At 66.9% G+C, this 15,109-nt stretch carries 18 protein-coding genes; 7 read left to right on the top strand and 11 right to left on the bottom strand.

The genetic code is table 11. The features are described from left to right. Nucleotides 1–100 precede the first annotated feature (100 nt). Nucleotides 101–1,444 carry a DoxX family protein gene (locus ABIA30_RS15315; protein WP_370066760.1) on the top strand — a complete coding sequence of 448 codons (1,344 nt, stop codon included), beginning with the start codon at nucleotides 101–103 and terminating at the stop codon, nucleotides 1,442–1,444. On the opposite strand, the gene ABIA30_RS15310 is transcribed toward ABIA30_RS15315, so the two are convergent. After that, nucleotides 1,437–1,817, bottom strand: a complete 381-nt coding sequence (locus ABIA30_RS15310) for a sterol carrier family protein (protein WP_370066758.1) — start codon at nucleotides 1,815–1,817, stop codon at nucleotides 1,437–1,439. The two genes, ABIA30_RS15315 and ABIA30_RS15310, sit on opposite strands and share 8 nt — an antisense overlap. A 53-nt stretch (nucleotides 1,818–1,870) precedes the next feature. Then, entirely contained in the window at nucleotides 1,871–4,147 is a 2,277-nt protein-coding gene (gene purL, locus ABIA30_RS15305; RefSeq protein WP_370067114.1) for a phosphoribosylformylglycinamidine synthase subunit PurL, read from the bottom strand. Nucleotides 4,148–4,272: 125 nt separating this feature from the next. On the opposite strand from purL, the gene ABIA30_RS15300 reads away from it, so the two are divergent. Next, entirely contained in the window at nucleotides 4,273–4,647 is a 375-nt protein-coding gene (locus tag ABIA30_RS15300; protein ID WP_370066756.1) for a hypothetical protein, read from the top strand. Nucleotides 4,648–4,663: 16 nt separating this feature from the next. Here ABIA30_RS15300 and ABIA30_RS15295 read toward each other — a convergent pair whose 3' ends face one another. The 3 genes from ABIA30_RS15295 to ABIA30_RS15285 are packed head-to-tail and all read right to left on the bottom strand — an operon-like array spanning nucleotide 4,664 to nucleotide 6,682. Next, entirely contained in the window at nucleotides 4,664–5,032 is a 369-nt protein-coding gene (locus ABIA30_RS15295; protein ID WP_370066754.1) for a VOC family protein, read from the bottom strand. Between the two features lie 21 nt (nucleotides 5,033–5,053). After that, a complete protein-coding gene (locus tag ABIA30_RS15290; RefSeq protein WP_370066752.1) occupies nucleotides 5,054–5,407 on the bottom strand; it encodes a VOC family protein in 354 nt (117 codons plus the stop codon). Nucleotides 5,408–5,422: 15 nt separating this feature from the next. Beyond that, complete coding sequence (locus ABIA30_RS15285) at nucleotides 5,423–6,682, bottom strand: M18 family aminopeptidase (protein ID WP_370066750.1); 1,260 nt, start codon at nucleotides 6,680–6,682, stop codon at nucleotides 5,423–5,425. A 62-nt stretch (nucleotides 6,683–6,744) separates the two neighbouring features. Between ABIA30_RS15285 and ABIA30_RS15280 the strand changes: the two genes are divergently transcribed. From ABIA30_RS15280 to ABIA30_RS15270, 3 genes are read left to right on the top strand one after another with little or no spacing between them, the layout of a single operon-like run. Continuing rightward, nucleotides 6,745–8,112 carry a cytochrome P450 gene (locus ABIA30_RS15280; RefSeq protein WP_370066748.1) on the top strand — a complete coding sequence of 456 codons (1,368 nt, stop codon included), beginning with the start codon at nucleotides 6,745–6,747 and terminating at the stop codon, nucleotides 8,110–8,112. 56 nt (nucleotides 8,113–8,168) lie between these two features. After that, on the top strand, nucleotides 8,169–9,170 hold the full coding sequence (locus ABIA30_RS15275) for a Dyp-type peroxidase (RefSeq protein WP_370066746.1): 1,002 nt from the start codon (nucleotides 8,169–8,171) through the stop codon (nucleotides 9,168–9,170). Continuing rightward, nucleotides 9,167–9,964: a family 1 encapsulin nanocompartment shell protein gene (locus ABIA30_RS15270; RefSeq protein WP_370066744.1), complete on the top strand. Its 798-nt coding sequence runs from the start codon at nucleotides 9,167–9,169 to the stop codon at nucleotides 9,962–9,964. The genes ABIA30_RS15275 and ABIA30_RS15270 overlap by 4 nt, the downstream gene beginning before the upstream one ends. A gap of 4 nt (nucleotides 9,965–9,968) precedes the next feature. Here ABIA30_RS15270 and ABIA30_RS15265 read toward each other — a convergent pair whose 3' ends face one another. The 3 genes from ABIA30_RS15265 to purS form a co-directional block, all read right to left on the bottom strand. Further along, complete coding sequence (locus ABIA30_RS15265; RefSeq protein ID WP_370066742.1) at nucleotides 9,969–10,715, bottom strand: hypothetical protein; 747 nt, start codon at nucleotides 10,713–10,715, stop codon at nucleotides 9,969–9,971. Nucleotides 10,716–10,860: 145 nt separating this feature from the next. Next, the gene (gene purQ / locus ABIA30_RS15260; RefSeq protein ID WP_370066740.1) at nucleotides 10,861–11,595 is read right to left on the bottom strand and encodes a phosphoribosylformylglycinamidine synthase subunit PurQ; all 735 of its coding nucleotides are present in this window, start codon (nucleotides 11,593–11,595) and stop codon (nucleotides 10,861–10,863) included. Continuing rightward, on the bottom strand, nucleotides 11,592–11,831 hold the full coding sequence (gene purS, locus ABIA30_RS15255) for a phosphoribosylformylglycinamidine synthase subunit PurS (protein ID WP_370066738.1): 240 nt from the start codon (nucleotides 11,829–11,831) through the stop codon (nucleotides 11,592–11,594). Before purS ends, purQ begins: the two co-directional genes overlap by 4 nt. Before the next feature lie 84 nt (nucleotides 11,832–11,915). Here purS and ABIA30_RS15250 point away from each other — a divergent pair, with 84 nt between their 5' ends. Further along, nucleotides 11,916–12,566: an MBL fold metallo-hydrolase gene (locus ABIA30_RS15250; RefSeq protein ID WP_370066736.1), complete on the top strand. Its 651-nt coding sequence runs from the start codon at nucleotides 11,916–11,918 to the stop codon at nucleotides 12,564–12,566. Between the two features lie 2 nt (nucleotides 12,567–12,568). Continuing rightward, nucleotides 12,569–13,183: a hypothetical protein gene (locus ABIA30_RS15245; RefSeq protein WP_370066734.1), complete on the top strand. Its 615-nt coding sequence runs from the start codon at nucleotides 12,569–12,571 to the stop codon at nucleotides 13,181–13,183. Between the two features lie 7 nt (nucleotides 13,184–13,190). Here ABIA30_RS15245 and ABIA30_RS15240 read toward each other — a convergent pair whose 3' ends face one another. The 3 genes from ABIA30_RS15240 to ABIA30_RS15230 all read right to left on the bottom strand — a co-directional run bounded on the left by ABIA30_RS15240 (nucleotide 13,191) and on the right by ABIA30_RS15230 (nucleotide 15,060). Further along, entirely contained in the window at nucleotides 13,191–13,895 is a 705-nt protein-coding gene (locus ABIA30_RS15240) for a DUF2334 domain-containing protein (protein ID WP_370066732.1), read from the bottom strand. 73 nt (nucleotides 13,896–13,968) lie between these two features. Continuing rightward, nucleotides 13,969–14,457, bottom strand: a complete 489-nt coding sequence (locus ABIA30_RS15235; RefSeq protein WP_370066730.1) for a glutathione peroxidase — start codon at nucleotides 14,455–14,457, stop codon at nucleotides 13,969–13,971. 48 nt (nucleotides 14,458–14,505) lie between these two features. Next, complete coding sequence (locus tag ABIA30_RS15230) at nucleotides 14,506–15,060, bottom strand: TetR/AcrR family transcriptional regulator (protein ID WP_370066728.1); 555 nt, start codon at nucleotides 15,058–15,060, stop codon at nucleotides 14,506–14,508. Nucleotides 15,061–15,109 lie beyond the last annotated feature (49 nt).

Here is a 15,109-nt window from a genome sequence, read left to right as displayed (position 1 = left end):
GGGCCCATCTCCAGCTCAGCTACCGCGCGGCGCGCGCGCCGCCCTCGATCGCTCAGGATCGTCATCGGCCCACCACAATCCAGCTGTTTATATGGTTTTCATGCCCAGTCAACTTTCAGACAAGCCCGGTATCGACCCCGTCGATTCCGTCGCTGACGCCCCGCGCCGGCCTTGGTCCACCGTGACGAAGATCGCATTCAGGTTTTGCTTTCTGTACTTCGGCCTGTTCTGTCTGTTGTTCGCGCAGATCACCTTCGCCTTCTTCGGGATCATGGGCCAGTGGCTGCCGAAGCTGGCGGTGATGTGGCAGATGACCGTCCTGAGCCCGGCGCTGAACTGGGTCGGCCGCGAGGTCTTCGGTGTCGAGGCGGCGCTGCACCAGGATTCCGGCAGCGGCGATCAGGCAGTGATCTGGGTGATGGTGTTCTGCCTACTGGTCGTCGCGATCGTCGGCACCGCGGTGTGGACGCTGGCCGACCGGCGGCGACGCGACTACTCGCGGCTGTCGGCCTGGTTCCTGACGATTCTGCGGTTGTGCATCGCCGGACAGATGCTCTTCTACGGGTTCGCCAAACTCGTGCCCACGCAGATGCCGACTCCGACGCCGACAGCGTTGCTGCGGTCCTACGGTGACTTCAGCCCGGCCTCGGTGCTGTGGCTGCAGGTGGGTAGTTCACAGCCGTACGAGATGGCCCTGGGTGCCGTCGAAGTGCTGGCAGGGTTGCTGATGTTCCTGCCGCGCACCGCGACGCTGGGGACGCTGCTCGGCCTGGCGAGCATGGCCCAGGTATTTCTGCTCAACATGACCTTCGATGTGCCGGTCAAGATCCTGTCCGGACATCTGCTGCTGATGAGCCTGGTGCTGCTCGCCCCGCAGCTGCGCCGGCTGATGGATCTGTTCGTGCTGCAGCGTCCGTCAGAGCCGGTCAGCCAACCCCCACTGTTCGGCACCGAACGGGCCAATCGGCGAGCCGCCACGGTGCAGGCCGTGCTGGGTCTCTGGATGGTGGCCGGCTGCGGCTGGGCCAGCTGGCAGGCGTGGCACACGCATGGCGGCGGCAGCGCCAAGCCCGAGTTGTACGGCATCTGGTCGGTCCGGGAGTTCAGTGTCGAGGGCAAGCCGGTGCCGCCCCTGACCACCGATCAGACCCGTTGGCAACGCCTGGTTTTCGAGAAGCCCGGCGCGGTGACGTACCAACGGATGAACGGCGACCTGGTCAACGCGCCCGCCGGCGTCAGCGCCGACACCATCACGATGTCCGAACCCGGCGGGGCGACACTGGCCGAGCTGAGCGTGTCCCGACCGTCAGCCGGGCAGCTGCAACTGACCGGCACGATGCAGGGCCGCCCCGTACGCATCGCCCTCGAGCAGGTCGACCTCAGTCAATTCACCCTGCGCAACAGGGGTTTTCACTGGGTGCAGGAGTACCCGTTCTTCAAGTGAGTGCAACCAGAGGCAGCCAGTCGGCAATTTCCGCTGCCCGTGACCCGGACATCTGCAAACCCGTGGTGTCGGAGACCGCGCACAGTCCGGTGGCGAGCAGCAGCCAGGTGCGCGGGTCGGTCTCCACCACATTCGGCGGGTTGCCGCGGGTGTGGCTGAGCCCCGAAATACATTGCACCGCCACAAAGGGCGGCACTCGGACTTCGACGGACGCACCGGGCGCGACCGCGGCCAGGGTGCGCGCCGTCAGCCGGACCGCTTCGCCGATCGCGGCCTGCGGTGGCGCGTCTGCCTGCTCGTCACGCAGCCAGTCCGCGACCAGCAAGACCGCAGCCCGCGTGGCGCCCGGGTCGGGCGCCTTACGCCCGGCCACGGCTGTGGTTTCGGTGCGCTACGTCTCGCTCAGCGGGACGTAGCGCACCGACATCACTCATGGGAGAACAGGGCGGGCAGCACGCTCTCGGAGACCCGGCGCAGTTCGTCCAGCGTCACGGTGAACTGACCCTGCACCTCGACCGAATCGCTGCCCGGGTCCACCACGCCGATGCGCACGGCCGGCAACTCGCGGGCCTCGCACATGGCCATGAACCGGCTTTCCTCGGTGCGCGGCACCGCGACCAGCACTCGGCCCGCCGATTCGGAGAACAGCGTCACGAACGGATCGGCATCCTCGGCAAGCAGGACGCGGCAACCGGTTTCGCCGGCCAGCGCCGATTCGACGACGGCCTGGATCAGCCCGCCCTCGCTCAGGTCATGAGCCGCGGACAGCAGTCCGTCGCGTGAGCCGGCCGTCAGCACTTCGGAGATCAGTTTCTCGCGGTCCAGGTCGACCTTGGGCGGGACACCACCGAGGTGATCGCCGGTGACCTGGGCCCACACCGAGCCGTCGAACTCGTCGCGGGTGTCGCCGAGCAGTATCAGCGTCTCTCCCGGTTCGGTGCCGAAGCCGGTCGGGATGCGCCGGTGCACGTCGTCGATGACACCCAGCACACCCACCACCGGAGTAGGGAGGATGGCCGTCGAGCCGGTCTGGTTGTAGAAGCTGACGTTGCCACCGGTAACCGGAATGCCAAGGGCCGCACAACCATCCGCCAGACCGCGGACGGCCTGGGAGAACTGCCACATGACGCCCGGATCCTCCGGCGAGCCGAAGTTGAGGCAGTTGGTGACGGCGACCGGGGTGGCGCCGGTGACGGCGACGTTGCGGTAGGCCTCGGCCAGCGCCAGCTGCGCACCCGTGTACGGGTCGAGCTGGGTGTAGCGACCGGAGGCGTCGGTGGAGATCGCCACACCGCGACCGGTGGCCTCGTCGATGCGCAGCACCCCGCCGTCGGCGTGCTCGGCCAGCACGGTATTGCCGCGGACGTAGCGGTCGTACTGCTCGGTGATGAAAGCCCGGCTGCACAGGTGCGGGCTGCCCACCAGCTTTAGCAGCGTGGCACGCAATTCATCGCCGGTGGTCGGCCGGGGCAGCTTCGCGGAGGTGTCCGCGACGAGTGCGTCCTGGGTATCGGGGCGCTGCACCGGGCGCTGATAGACCGGCCCCTCGTGGGCAACCGTGCGCGGCGGCACGTCCACCACGGTGTCCCCCTGCCAGCTGATGCGCAGCCGGTCGCCGTCGGTGACCTCACCGATGACGGTGGCCAGCACGTCCCATTTGCGGCAGACGGCCATGAAGGCGTCGACGTTCTCCGGGGTGACGACGGCGCACATGCGCTCCTGCGATTCGCTGGAGAGCACCTCCGCCGGGGTCATACCGGTGGCGCGCAGCGGCACCTGATCCAGTTCGATGTGCATGCCACCATCGCCGGCAGACGCCAATTCCGAAGTGGCACAGGATAATCCGGCACCACCAAGGTCCTGGATGCCGACCACCAAATGAGCGGCGTACAGCTCCAGGCAGCACTCGATGAGTACCTTCTCGGTGAACGGGTCGCCGACCTGCACCGAAGGCAGCTTCTTACGGCCGGCACCCGACTCATCACCGGAGAAGGTGTCCGACGCCAGCACCGAGACACCACCGATGCCGTCCAGGCCGGTGCGGGCACCGAACAGGATGATCTTGTTGCCGGCACCCGAGGCGAACGCCAGGTGCAGGTCTTCCTTGCGGAGCACGCCAATGCACAGGGCGTTCACCAGCGGGTTGCCCGCGTAGGAGGGGTCGAAGATGGTCTCGCCACCGATGTTGGGCAGTCCCAGGGAGTTTCCGTAACCGCCGACGCCGCGGACCACACCGTCGAGCACTCGTCGGGTGTCAGGTGCGTCGGCCGCGCCGAAGCGCAGCTGGTCCATGACGGCGACCGGGCGGGCACCCATGGCCATGATGTCGCGGACGATGCCGCCGACGCCGGTGGCCGCGCCCTGGTAGGGCTCGACGTACGACGGGTGGTTGTGCGATTCGACCTTGAAGGTGACGGCCCAGCCGTCGCCGATGTCGACGACGCCGGCGTTCTCGCCGATGCCGGCCAGCATGCCGGCCCGCATCTCGTCGGTGGTGGTCTCGCCGAAGTAGCGCAGGTGCACCTTGGACGACTTGTAGGAGCAGTGCTCGCTCCACATCACCGAATACATGGCCAGTTCGGCATCGGTGGGCCGGCGCCCCAGGATCTGCCGGATGCGCTCGTACTCGTCGTCCTTGAGACCGAGCTCACGGTAGGGCTGGGGCTGATCGGGGGATGCTGCGGCGCGCTCGACGGTGTCCACTTCGGGTGCGTTACCAGTCACGGAGCCATTCTAGAGAGCGCCTGCGAGCGCCACCCGAGTGCACTCATAGCCGGCGGCTAAGTAGGACCAATGTCACCCATACTCTGCGGACCTAATTTTGCCCGATGAAACCTCAAAACACCCTCGCCAGGGCCGCGATCACGGTGGTCACCGTGTCCGCCGCCCTGGCCTTCGCACCGGCGTCGGTCGCGCTTGCTGCCGGCCCGTCAGCCCCCTGGAGTTCCCTCGCGGAACAGCGTCCTCCTGCACCGCTCGATGACACCGACGACAACAACGACTGGGCCCAGCAGCAGGAGGAAGAAAACGATCAAGCTGCACAGCAAGAGCAAGAAGCGCTCAATCAGCAGATGATCGACCAGCAAGAAATGCAAGCCTCCCAGCAAGAGGCCGAACAACAGAATGAAATGGCCGAGCAGGAGGCCCAGCAGGCCGAGCAACAAGGAATGCTGACCGAGCAGGAGGTACAGGCCGGTCAGTAGCCGGGTCCGCGGTGCCCTACTCCGGGATCAACGTGGTGATGCACAGCGGGTGGCCCGCGGGATCGATCAATACCCGCCAACCGTCCGGGTTCGGCTGAACCTCGGCCTTGGTGGCGCCCAGCGCCACCATCCGGGCTTCGGACGCGTCGAGGTCCGAGACCGCCAGCTCCAAGTGCAGCTGCTTGGGCACCGCGCCGTCGGGCCAACTCGCGGCCTGGTGCTCGGCTACTCGCTGGAAGGTGAGCAGGACGCTCGCTCCCTTCAACGCGACGAAGTCGTGCGAGGAGAACATCTCCTCCAGTTCCAACACGTTCCGGTAGAAACCGGCCAACTCAACCGGGTCGGCACAGTCGATCGAGACCGCGCCAAGACGAATATCTGCCATCACATCTCCTCGCTCAGCTCGTCATACCGCGCCGGCGATGCAGAACGCGTTGCCCTCGGGGTCGGCCAGTACCACCCAGCGCGCCTGGTCGCCGAAGGCGTGCCGCTCGGTTTCGGTGGCGCCGGCAGCTTTGAGCCGTGCCACCTCGGTGTCGACGTCACCGTCGATGTGGAAGTCGAGGTGCAAGCGGTTCTTGCCCGGCGTCGGAACGTCTACCTTCTGGAACCCCAGGTTGGTGCCCTCGGTCATGTTGACCACGAAGAACTCGTCGGGCAGCAGGGTGTGCACTGAGCCGCCGAACTGGTCGGCCCACCAATCCGCCAGCGCCTGCGCGTCGACGCAGTCGAAGGTGACCATCTCCACTTTGAATGTCATGGCCGCCAGAGTAGGTCAGGTCGGTGACAAAAATGCCCGCAGCGCAACCGAATACGCGGCGACATCGTCGGCACCCATCAGTTCGCGTGCCGAATGCATGGCCAGCTGCGCCGCGCCGACATCGACGGTGGGGATGCCGGTGCGGGCGGCGGTCATCGGGCCGATGGTCGACCCGCACGGCAGGTCGGCCCGATGCTCGTAGCGCTGCAACGGAACTCCGGCCTGATCGCAGGCGAGCGCGAAGGCGGCGGCGGTGCGGCCATCGGTGGCGTAGCGCAGGTTGGGCTGCACCTTGAGCACGGGCCCGGCATTGACCTCGATGAGATGCCCGGGCTCGTGACGCTCGGGGTAGTTCGGATGGGTGGCGTGCGCCATGTCGCCGGAGGCCACCATCGACCCGGCCAGTCGGCGCAACAGGTCCTCGCGGCTGCCGCCCGCAGCCAGCACGATGCGCTCCAAAATGGTTGGCAGCAAATCGGATTGGGCTCCGTGATCGGAGGTCGAGCCGACTTCTTCGTGATCGAACAGGGCCAGCACCGGAACAAAGCCCGAGGGCGAAGCAGCCAGGAACGCCTCCAGCCCCGCATAGCAGGTGCCCTGGTTGTCCAGCCTTGGCGCACTGACCAATTCGTTGCCGGCGCCGATCAACCCGGACGGCGCGAGGTCGTGCGTCATCAGATCGGCGGCCAATACGTCAGCGGCCGCCACGCCCGCGCGACCGGCAACAAACGCCAGGAAGTCGCGCCCTCCTGTGCCGACTCCCCAGACTGCGTTGACGTGACGCTGCGGATCCAGGGCGACGCCCTTGCGGTCATCGGACAGGTGGATCGCCAGCTGCGGCACCCGCAGGATCGGATCGTCGATGCGCACCAGTAGGTCTTCGACCCGCGACCCGCGACGCACGGACAGCCGCCCGCTGATCCCCAGGTCGCGATCCAGCCAGGAGTTCAGCCAGGCCCCGCCGTACGGCTCCAGCGCCACCACCTGCCAGCCACTGACGAAGCGGTCGGGGTGCTGTTTGACCCGCAGATTGGGGCTGTCGGTGTGACCGCCCACGATCCGGAACGGCAGCGGCTGCTCTGTGGAGTTCCAGGCGACCAACGACCCGGCCCGCACCACGAAGTACCGCCCCGGCGTGGCGGGCCACGGTGAGGTCTCGGCCAGTTCCGTGAAGCCCGCGTCGCGCAGCCGGGCGGCCACGGTCAGACAGACATGGAACGGCGACGGGGACGCATCGATGAACGCGCAGAGGCCAGCGGCGGAAGCTCCGGTCATGGCCAGGAAATCTACGCCGTTCGGCTGATGCGTCCGTCCGCCCGACCGCGGATCCTCAACTCGTGTCCCACGGAATTATCTCGAGCGACAATATTGGCGACCTGCCGCTGGCGCCGAGAAATCCATTGCCGTATCGGCGGCAGCTGCGAGCCCTACGGACCTTTCACACCGGATCGGAAGTCCTGCGGGACGCCGGCGGTTCGGTGACCAGGTTGAAGCTGGCGCCAAAATGGCTGATGCCGGAGATCGTGATGACGACCTCGCCGCGGGGCGCGCACGACGCCCTGAGCGGATATGCGGCATCCACCGATCGGGCGCCGAACCATGACGAAGTTCGTCAACTGTTCGGCGAGAACCTCTTCACGCTGAAGAACGGTCCCTGGCTGCCACGCCGGCGTATGTTGCAGCCGGTCTTCACCAAGAAGACCGTCGCCGCCTTCGGCGGGCACATGGCTCAGGCTGCCGACAAGATCGCGGAAAGCTGGTTCGACGGTGAGGTGGTGGATCTGGACACCGCAAGCCGCCGGGTGACGTTGGGGGCACTGGGACGCTCAGTGCTCGGGATCGATCTCGACGAGCGCGCCGACCAGATGGCCGAGCCCATTCGGACGGCGTTGAGCTACGTGACAGCTCGAGCCACCAGCCCCGTCAAGGCGCCACAGTGGCTGCCCACCCCCGGCCGCCATCGGGCCCGCGCCGCAGTCGTCGAATTGCAGGAATTGGCAACCACGATCCTGAATGCCTGCCGCAACGATCCCGACCACGATGCGCCGCTGGTGCGCTCGATGATGACCGCGCAGGACCCGGAAACCGGACATACCTTGACCGACGAGGAGATCTGCAACGAGCTCCTGGTATTCATGCTCGCCGGCCACGACACCACCGCCACGACATTGACCTACGCCCTCTGGGCCCTCGGCCACCACCCCGACATGCAGGACAAGGTACGGACCGAGGCCGCCTCCGTCGGCGACCGGGAACTCACCCCCGCAGACCTTCCCGCTTTGACCTACACGGTCCAGGTGCTGCACGAGGCACTCAGGTTGTGCCCGCCGGGCCCGATCAACCCACGCTCGGTCACCTCGGACATCGAAGTCGACGGCTACCGGGTGCAAGCAGGCACCATCTGCATGGTCGGGGTGTACGCGATGCACCGCGATCCGACGTTGTGGGACCGGCCGCTGAAGTTCGACCCGGACCGCTTCGGCCCCGAGCAGTCGAAGGGCCGCGACCGGTGGCAGTTCATCCCGTTCAGCGCCGGAGCACGAACCTGCATCGGCGACCACTTCGCCATGCTGGAAGCCACCCTGGCGATCGCCACCATGGTCAGGCACACCGAGTTCCACTCGCTCGACACGAGCTTCCCGCTCGCCCTGCCGTTCACCATGGTGGCCGACGGGCCGATCCGTGCCCGCGTCCGGTCGGTATAGAAACAGTCATCGCCCTTACCCGGAAAACGGGGGCCGACGACGTTAGGGTCGAGGGCGTGCCTGCACGCCCCCAACCGGTACTGGTCCCGCTGACATCGGCGGCGATCTTCCTCATCGCCACCATCGACGACGGTGCCGAGTCCGCCGTCAACGATGTGCTCTCCGGCCTGTCCGGTTTGGTGCGGGCAGTCGGATTCCGCACGCCGGCAAGCAATTTGAGCTTGGTGACGTCGGTCGGATCCGACGCCTGGGACCGCTTGTTCAGTGGGCCGCGGCCGGCCCAGCTGCACCCGTTCCCGGCGTTGCAGGGCGGCCGCCACCACGCCCCGTCAACGCCGGGCGACCTGCTGTTCCACATCCGGGCCAATGCGATGGACGTCTGTTTCGAGCTGGCCGGGCAGATCCTGCGGTCACTCGACGGCGCGGTGACCGTGGTCGACGAGGTGCACGGCTTCAAGTTCTTCGAGAACCGGGACCTGCTCGGCTTCGTCGACGGCACCGAGAACCCGGACGGCCCAGACGCGGTGTCCGCCGCACAGATCGGTGCCGAAGACCCCGACTTCTCCGGCGGCAGTTACGTACACGTGCAGAAGTACCTGCACGACATGACGGGCTGGAACTCACTTTCTGTCACCGAGCAGGAGCGAGTGATCGGACGCAGCAAGCTCGAGGACATCGAGATGCCCGACGACGTGAAACCGCCGAATTCACACCTGGCGCTGAACGTGATCAACGACGCCGACGGCAACCAGCTGCAGATCGTGCGGGCCAACATGCCGTTCGGCCGGGTCGGCTCCGCCGAATTCGGCACCTACTACATCGCCTACTCGGCCGATCCGGACGTCACCGAACGCATGCTGCACAACATGTTCATCGGCGACCCGCCCGGCAACACCGACCGCATCCTGGATTTCTCGACCCCGGTCACCGGCGTCATGTTCTTCACTCCGACAACGGATTTCCTCGACGCTCCCCCGTCGTTGCCCGCGGCACCGGCCGCAACTCCCGAGCACCACAGTCACCTGTCCATCGGCAGCCTGAAAGGTCAACCGCAATGAACAACCTGTACCGCGAACTGGCACCCGTCACGTCGGCCGCCTGGGACCAGATCGAGGAGGAGGCCGCCCGCACCTTCAAGCGGCATATCGCGGGACGGCGGGTGGTCGACGTGAGCGATCCGGGCGGACCGGTGACGGCCGCGGTCAGCACCGGCCACCTGCTGGCGGTCGCATCGCCCGGCGACGGAGTGGTGGCACACCTGCGCGACGCACGGCCGTTGGTGCGGTTGCGGGTGCCGTTCACGGTGTCGCGCGAGGACGTCGACGACGTCGAGCGCGGTTCGCAGGATTCGAACTGGGATCCGGTGAAGGAGGCCGCCAAGCAGCTGGCCTTCGCCGAGGACCGGGCGATCTTCGAGGGCTACCCGGCGGCGCAGATCGACGGTATCCGCGCGGCCAGTTCCAACCCCGCGCTGGCGCTGCCCGACGACCCGCGCGGCTACCCGGACGTCATCTCGCAGGCATTGTCCGAACTGCGGCTGGCGGGCGTGGACGGCCCGTATTCGGTGCTGCTGTCGGCCGAGGCGTACACCAAGGTCAGTGAGACCACCGAGCACGGTTATCCGCTGCTCGAGCACCTCAACCGTTTGGTCGACGGGGACATCATCTGGGCGCCGGCCATCGACGGTGCGTTCGTATTGTCCACGCGCGGAGGCGATTTCGATCTGCATCTGGGCACCGACGTGACGATCGGCTACCTGTCGCACGATGCCGACAACGTGCAGTTGTATCTGCAGGAGACCTTGACGTTCCTGTGCTACACCGCAGAGGCGTCGGTGGCACTGGGCACCTAAAGGCCTAGTTCTGGATCCACTGGTTCTCGGCCCAGAACCGGTCCACCGCACTGCCGTCGGTGAGTTCGTAGCGATAGTCGGAGTAGATCAGATAGAAGCGGACGAACCGGCGCAGGGCATCGCCGCCCGGGGTGTAGGCGTCGGCGGTGGTGGACAGCTCGGGCCCTTTCCGCTTGACCACGTAGAGCTTTTCGCGTGGCGATGACATGCGACCGGCCAGCGTGTTGGTGATGTCGACGACCTCATCCCAGGTGCACGAGGCCAAACCCCCGCGGCCCAGAATCTCGATACCGGCCTCGGTCAGCCGGACGAAGCCAGTGCCGCGGTGACGCAGCGTCATCCACAGCACCGGCAGCAGAGCCAGCGTGGCCATCGCCGCGACACCGGCGTACCGCGACCAGGTTTGTCCCGGCGGCAGTGCGATGTCGATGCGGCCGGACCAGCCGAAAAGCGCCACAGTCCCCACGCTGACGAAGGCGCCGCCGACGATCAGCAGGTAGGAGATGTCCACCGCCGAGTCCCGCCGGATCGTGGTGCCGATGTGGTCGTATTCCGGGCGCGGCGTGACCACTCCCGACATCGGAAGCGACAGGTAGGCAATCAATCCCACGCAGCACGACACGAAACCCAGCACCACGGCAGTCGTGAGGAAATCCCGGTCGATCACCTTGACGACGCTCCACACCAACGCCGTCAACGCGATGACGCCGAAGAGCACGTACCAGAGCGTCAGCACCACGAACTTGCTCATGGCCCGTTGCTCCGCTCGCCTCTACGTCGACTCCCCGTTGCTCCGCTCGCCTCTACGTCGACTCCCCGTCGCTTCGCTCGCCTCTACGTCGACTCCCCGTCGCTCCGCTCGCCTCTACGTCGACTCCCCGTCGCTCCGCTCGCCTCTAAGCCGTCAGTACTGCATCCAGCGCGGAGAAGAAGATGCCGAGACCGTCGTCAGACGGGCCGGTCAGCGCTTCGGTGGCGTGCTCGGGGTGCGGCATCAAGCCGACCACCCGACCATTGGCCGAGCTGACCCCTGCGATCGAGCGCATCGAGCCGTTCAGGTTGTCCCGGTAGCGGAACACCACCCGGCCTTCGCCCTCGAGCTCGTCGAGCACCTTCTCCGATGCGACGTAACGGCCTTCGCCGGACTTCAGCGGAATCAGGATGTCGGCGCCGGCCTCGTAGCGGCCGCTCCACGCGGTGGACGTCGCCGCCACCTCCAGCCACACGTCGCGGCAGATGAAGTGCAGGCCCTCATTGCGGGTCAGCGCGCCGGGCAGCAGCCCGGCCTCGCACAGCACCTGAAAACCGTTGCAAATGCCCAGAACCGGCATGCCCTTGGCGGCTGCGTCGACCACCGATGCCATGACCGGAGCGAACTTGGCGATGGCGCCGCAGCGCAGGTAGTCCCCGTAGGAGAAGCCGCCGGGGACGATCACGGCGTCCACGCCTTTCAAGTCGGCGTCGGCATGCCAGAGATTGACCGCCTCGCCGCCGACCGCCCGCACCGCGCGGGCAGCATCGACGTCATCGAGCGTCCCGGGGAAGGTGATGACGCCGATTTTTCCCGTCGCTGCGCTCGCCCCGTCGATTTTTCCCGTCGCTGCGCTCGCCCCGCCGATATTGGAGGTCATGCGTTCTCCCTGTGCACCGAGAAGTCTTCGATGACGGTGTTGGCCAGCAGCGTCTCGGCGATGTGCTCCAGGGTCTCATCGGACACGCTGTCATCGACTTCGAGCTCGAAACGCTTGCCCTGCCGGACATCCGAGATGCCGGTCACGCCGAGACGCCCCAGCGCCCCGCCAATCGCCTGGCCCTGCGGGTCCAGGATCTCGGCCTTGGGCATCACGTGCACAACGACGCGGGCCACGCGCGCTCCTTTGTTCGGGTCGGATTGCTCGGGGGTTACTCTACCGGCGCGGCTCGGTCGCGCAGATGCCCGCACAATGGAGTCATGGAGCTGACGCACTTCGGACATTCCTGCCTGCTCGCCCGGTTCAGCGACTCCGGCCGCGACACCACGGTCCTGTTCGACCCCGGCACCTTCTCGCACGGCTTCGAAGGCATCACTGGCGTGGACGCCATCTTGATCACCCATCAGCACCCTGACCATGCCGATCCGGCCCGGCTCCCGGCCCTGGTCGAGGCAAACCCGCAGGCCAAGCTGTACGCCGATCCGATGACTGCGGCCCAGCTCGGTGGGCCTTGGCAGCCGGTGCACGTCGGCGACACCCTGTCCATCGGGCACCTGACGGTCCGGGGCGCCGGCGGCAAGCACGCGGTGATCCATCCGGAGATCCCGATCATCGACAACATCTCGTACCTGGTCGGTGATGCCGGGCATCCGGCGCGACTGATGCATCCCGGCGATGCGCTGTACGTACCCGACGAGCCGATCGAGGTGCTGGCCGCGCCCGCCGCCGCGCCGTGGATGAAAATCTCCGAGGCGGTCGATTTCCTGCGCGCGGTGGCCCCGCAGCACGCGGTGCCGATCCACCAAGGCGTGGTCGCCGAAGTGGCGACCGGGATCTACTACGGCCGGCTGACCGAGATGACCGATACCGATTTCCGGGTGCTCGTCCAGGAGAGCGGGACAGAGTTCTGACGGTGCGACGATTCCTCTGGTGGTGGCCCCTGGTCGGCCTGACCGCCATGGTGGTGGTGGGCAGTCTGGTCGGGCCGGGGACGACCCCGGTCGACCAGTGGTTCACGGCCGTGTCGCGGGAATGCCTCGGGCCGCACCCGCGCTGGATGTTGCTGTTCAACCGGGTCTGGGTGTTGGTCCCGCTGCTCGCCATAGCCGTGGGCCTCACGCTGCGCCGCCGGCTGTGGCGTACGGCAGCGGTGATGGCTCTCTGTCCGCTGGTCTCGATCATCGGCGCCCGGATGCTCAAGGGCCTTTTCGACCGGCGCTGGGAAGGCTTCCTGGCTTACCCGAGCGGGCACACCACCGCGGTCATCACCGTGACCTCGATGCTGGTGCTGGCCGTCGGCATCAGATGGTGGACCTGCGCGGCTGCGACCGCGTTCAGCGTGTTCGGTTCAATCGGCATGGCCAGCAACCACTTTCACTACTTCACCGATATCGTCGGTGGAGCGCTGTACGCCACCTCGATGGTGTGCTTCGCGATCCTCGCCGCTGGGCCCGATGTGCTGACTCGAGCGCTGGGCGGAACATCGGCAATACCTGCGCCCGAACCGGCCGGCCATCCGCCCGAGTGATTTCGCGTCAGGCGGCGTCGGTGAGCGCCGGATAGGGCTCCCAGCTATAGACCTGCGGACCACAACCGTGCATCAGGGCCAGGTCGATGGAGTCCAGCACCGCCTGCCGCGGGCCGGGCCGGCCCAACTGTCCGGCAGCGACGGCGACGCGCACGGTTCCCGAGCGCCGTGCGGTGCGTTCGGCGGCCAGGACCAACGTCCGGCACCACCATGGCTCGGTCAGGAACCCCTCACCGATACCCAGAACGCGCGCCCGAACCGTCGTGCCGCGCACCAGATCCGTGATGCCGCTGACGCCGGCGAGCAGACGGAAGCCGTTGCGCGGCAATGCCGTCACCGTGCCCTGCGACACCGTCCAGCCCGGGGCTGCGAACAGCCGGGTACGCAGGCCCAGGTGTTCGAGCACGCGGTCGGCGCCCATCAGTCGCAGATTCGCCTCGTGCGCCTGCAGCGTCGCGAACTCGCCGCGGCGTTTCTTGGTGGCTGCCTCGTCAAAGCCGTGCAGTACCACGGCATCTCCGTCGGCGCGGCGGCTTCGCAGCCAGTCGACGGTGGGGCGGTCGGCGTCGAGTCGGTAGCCGCCCTTGAGCCGCGGCGCCACCAACAGCGATGCCGGCACGTTCCGGGCGTCCAACTCGGCGCACAGGTCCGCGACATCATTCAGCGTGCGGTCCCGGATGCCCGAGATCGAGACGATCAGCTGCCCAGCCACGTCTCGATTATGGCAACGTCAGGTGTCCCGACGGTTTCCACCACGTGGGTGGCAGTTGACGATCTGGTGCGAGTTAACCGGGTAAGACCGCTTCTATAGCGGCGATGACCTCGGGTGAATCCGGCGCGACGGTGGGGCGGAACCGGTTGACCACGGCGGCGCCCGGAGCCAGCAGGAACTTCTCGAAGTTCCACTGGATGTCGCCGGCCGCACCGTCGGCATCCGCCGCCTGGGTGAGTTCGGCATACAGCGGGTGCCGGTCGTCGCCGTTGACGTCGGACTTGGCCAGCAGCGGGAAAGTAACGCCGAAGGTGCTCGAGCAGAACTGCTGAATCTCCTCGGCGCTGCCCGGCTCCTGGCCCATGAACTGGTTGCACGGCACGCCGATGACCGTCAATCCGCGGTCTTTGTAGTCGCGTGCGAGTTGTTCCAATGCCGCGTACTGCGGGGTCAGCCCACACTTGGAGGCGACGTTGACCACCAGCACTGCGCCGTCGGCGTAGTCGGCCAACGAGGTGGGAGTGCCGTCGAGGGTGGTCAGTGGAATATCGGTCAGTGCCATGACCGCCAACGTACTAGGCCTCGCGAATTGGGTGGGCAGGGATATGCGTCAGCCGGCGAACAGGATTCGGGCGATCCGTTCGGCGGTGTCGACCGGATCCGCGTCCGCGCCGACCGCGCCGTTGAGCCGCAGCATGGCGTACCCGTGCACCAACGACCAGGCCGCCAACGCTGCGCCGTCCGGATCCGACCGAGCCTGGGCATCGGTGAGCGTGCCGATGCCGGCGTTCAGCTCGACCGACGCGGCCTCCTGTGCCGCACACAACGCCCGATCGGCAGCATCGAAGAGCGACCCGTCGAACATCACCCGATAGTGGCCGGGGTGTTCGACGGCGAACCGGACATAGGCACGGGCGGCGTCGATGAAATCCGGGCGGGACTCGCGCAGCGCCTCGGCCAGGAGCGCGAAGCCTTCGGCAGCCAAGGCGGTGAACAACCCGCGGCGATCGGTGAAGTGATGCGCCGGCGCCGCATGCGAAACGCCTGCGGCGCGGGCTAATTCGCGTAGCGAGATACCGTCGGCACCGTTTTCGGCAACCAACTCCGCCGCGCTCCGAAGAATGACGGCCTTCAAGTCGCCATGGTGGTAGCCCTGCTTGGTCATGACCCATGGTAACCCAGATCTTGACATCGACTAGTTCTCCGTTACGCTT

Origin of the sequence: Mycobacterium sp. MAA66, assembly GCF_041261665.1 — a bacterium.
In the GTDB taxonomy this organism is placed as follows: domain Bacteria; phylum Actinomycetota; class Actinomycetes; order Mycobacteriales; family Mycobacteriaceae; genus Mycobacterium.
The sequence above is the reverse complement of the archived record's forward strand: the minus strand, read 5'-3'. Positions and strand labels throughout refer to the sequence as shown.

Excerpts from the sequence above, each read along its gene's own strand:
- ABIA30_RS15250 (WP_370066736.1), top strand. The coding sequence starts at position 11,916 with ATGGAGCTGACGCACTTCGGACATTCCTGCCTGCTCGCCCGGTTCAGC.
- purQ (WP_370066740.1), bottom strand. The coding sequence starts at position 11,595 with ATGACCTCCAATATCGGCGGGGCGAGCGCAGCGACGGGAAAAATCGAC.
- ABIA30_RS15300 (WP_370066756.1), top strand. The coding sequence starts at position 4,273 with ATGAAACCTCAAAACACCCTCGCCAGGGCCGCGATCACGGTGGTCACC.
- ABIA30_RS15295 (WP_370066754.1), bottom strand. The coding sequence starts at position 5,032 with ATGGCAGATATTCGTCTTGGCGCGGTCTCGATCGACTGTGCCGACCCG.
- ABIA30_RS15270 (WP_370066744.1), top strand. The coding sequence starts at position 9,167 with ATGAACAACCTGTACCGCGAACTGGCACCCGTCACGTCGGCCGCCTGG.
- ABIA30_RS15265 (WP_370066742.1), bottom strand. The coding sequence starts at position 10,715 with ATGAGCAAGTTCGTGGTGCTGACGCTCTGGTACGTGCTCTTCGGCGTC.
- ABIA30_RS15235 (WP_370066730.1), bottom strand. The coding sequence starts at position 14,457 with ATGGCACTGACCGATATTCCACTGACCACCCTCGACGGCACTCCCACC.
- ABIA30_RS15290 (WP_370066752.1), bottom strand. The coding sequence starts at position 5,407 with ATGACATTCAAAGTGGAGATGGTCACCTTCGACTGCGTCGACGCGCAG.
- ABIA30_RS15315 (WP_370066760.1), top strand. The coding sequence starts at position 101 with ATGCCCAGTCAACTTTCAGACAAGCCCGGTATCGACCCCGTCGATTCC.
- ABIA30_RS15230 (WP_370066728.1), bottom strand. The coding sequence starts at position 15,060 with ATGACCAAGCAGGGCTACCACCATGGCGACTTGAAGGCCGTCATTCTT.
- ABIA30_RS15285 (WP_370066750.1), bottom strand. The coding sequence starts at position 6,682 with ATGACCGGAGCTTCCGCCGCTGGCCTCTGCGCGTTCATCGATGCGTCC.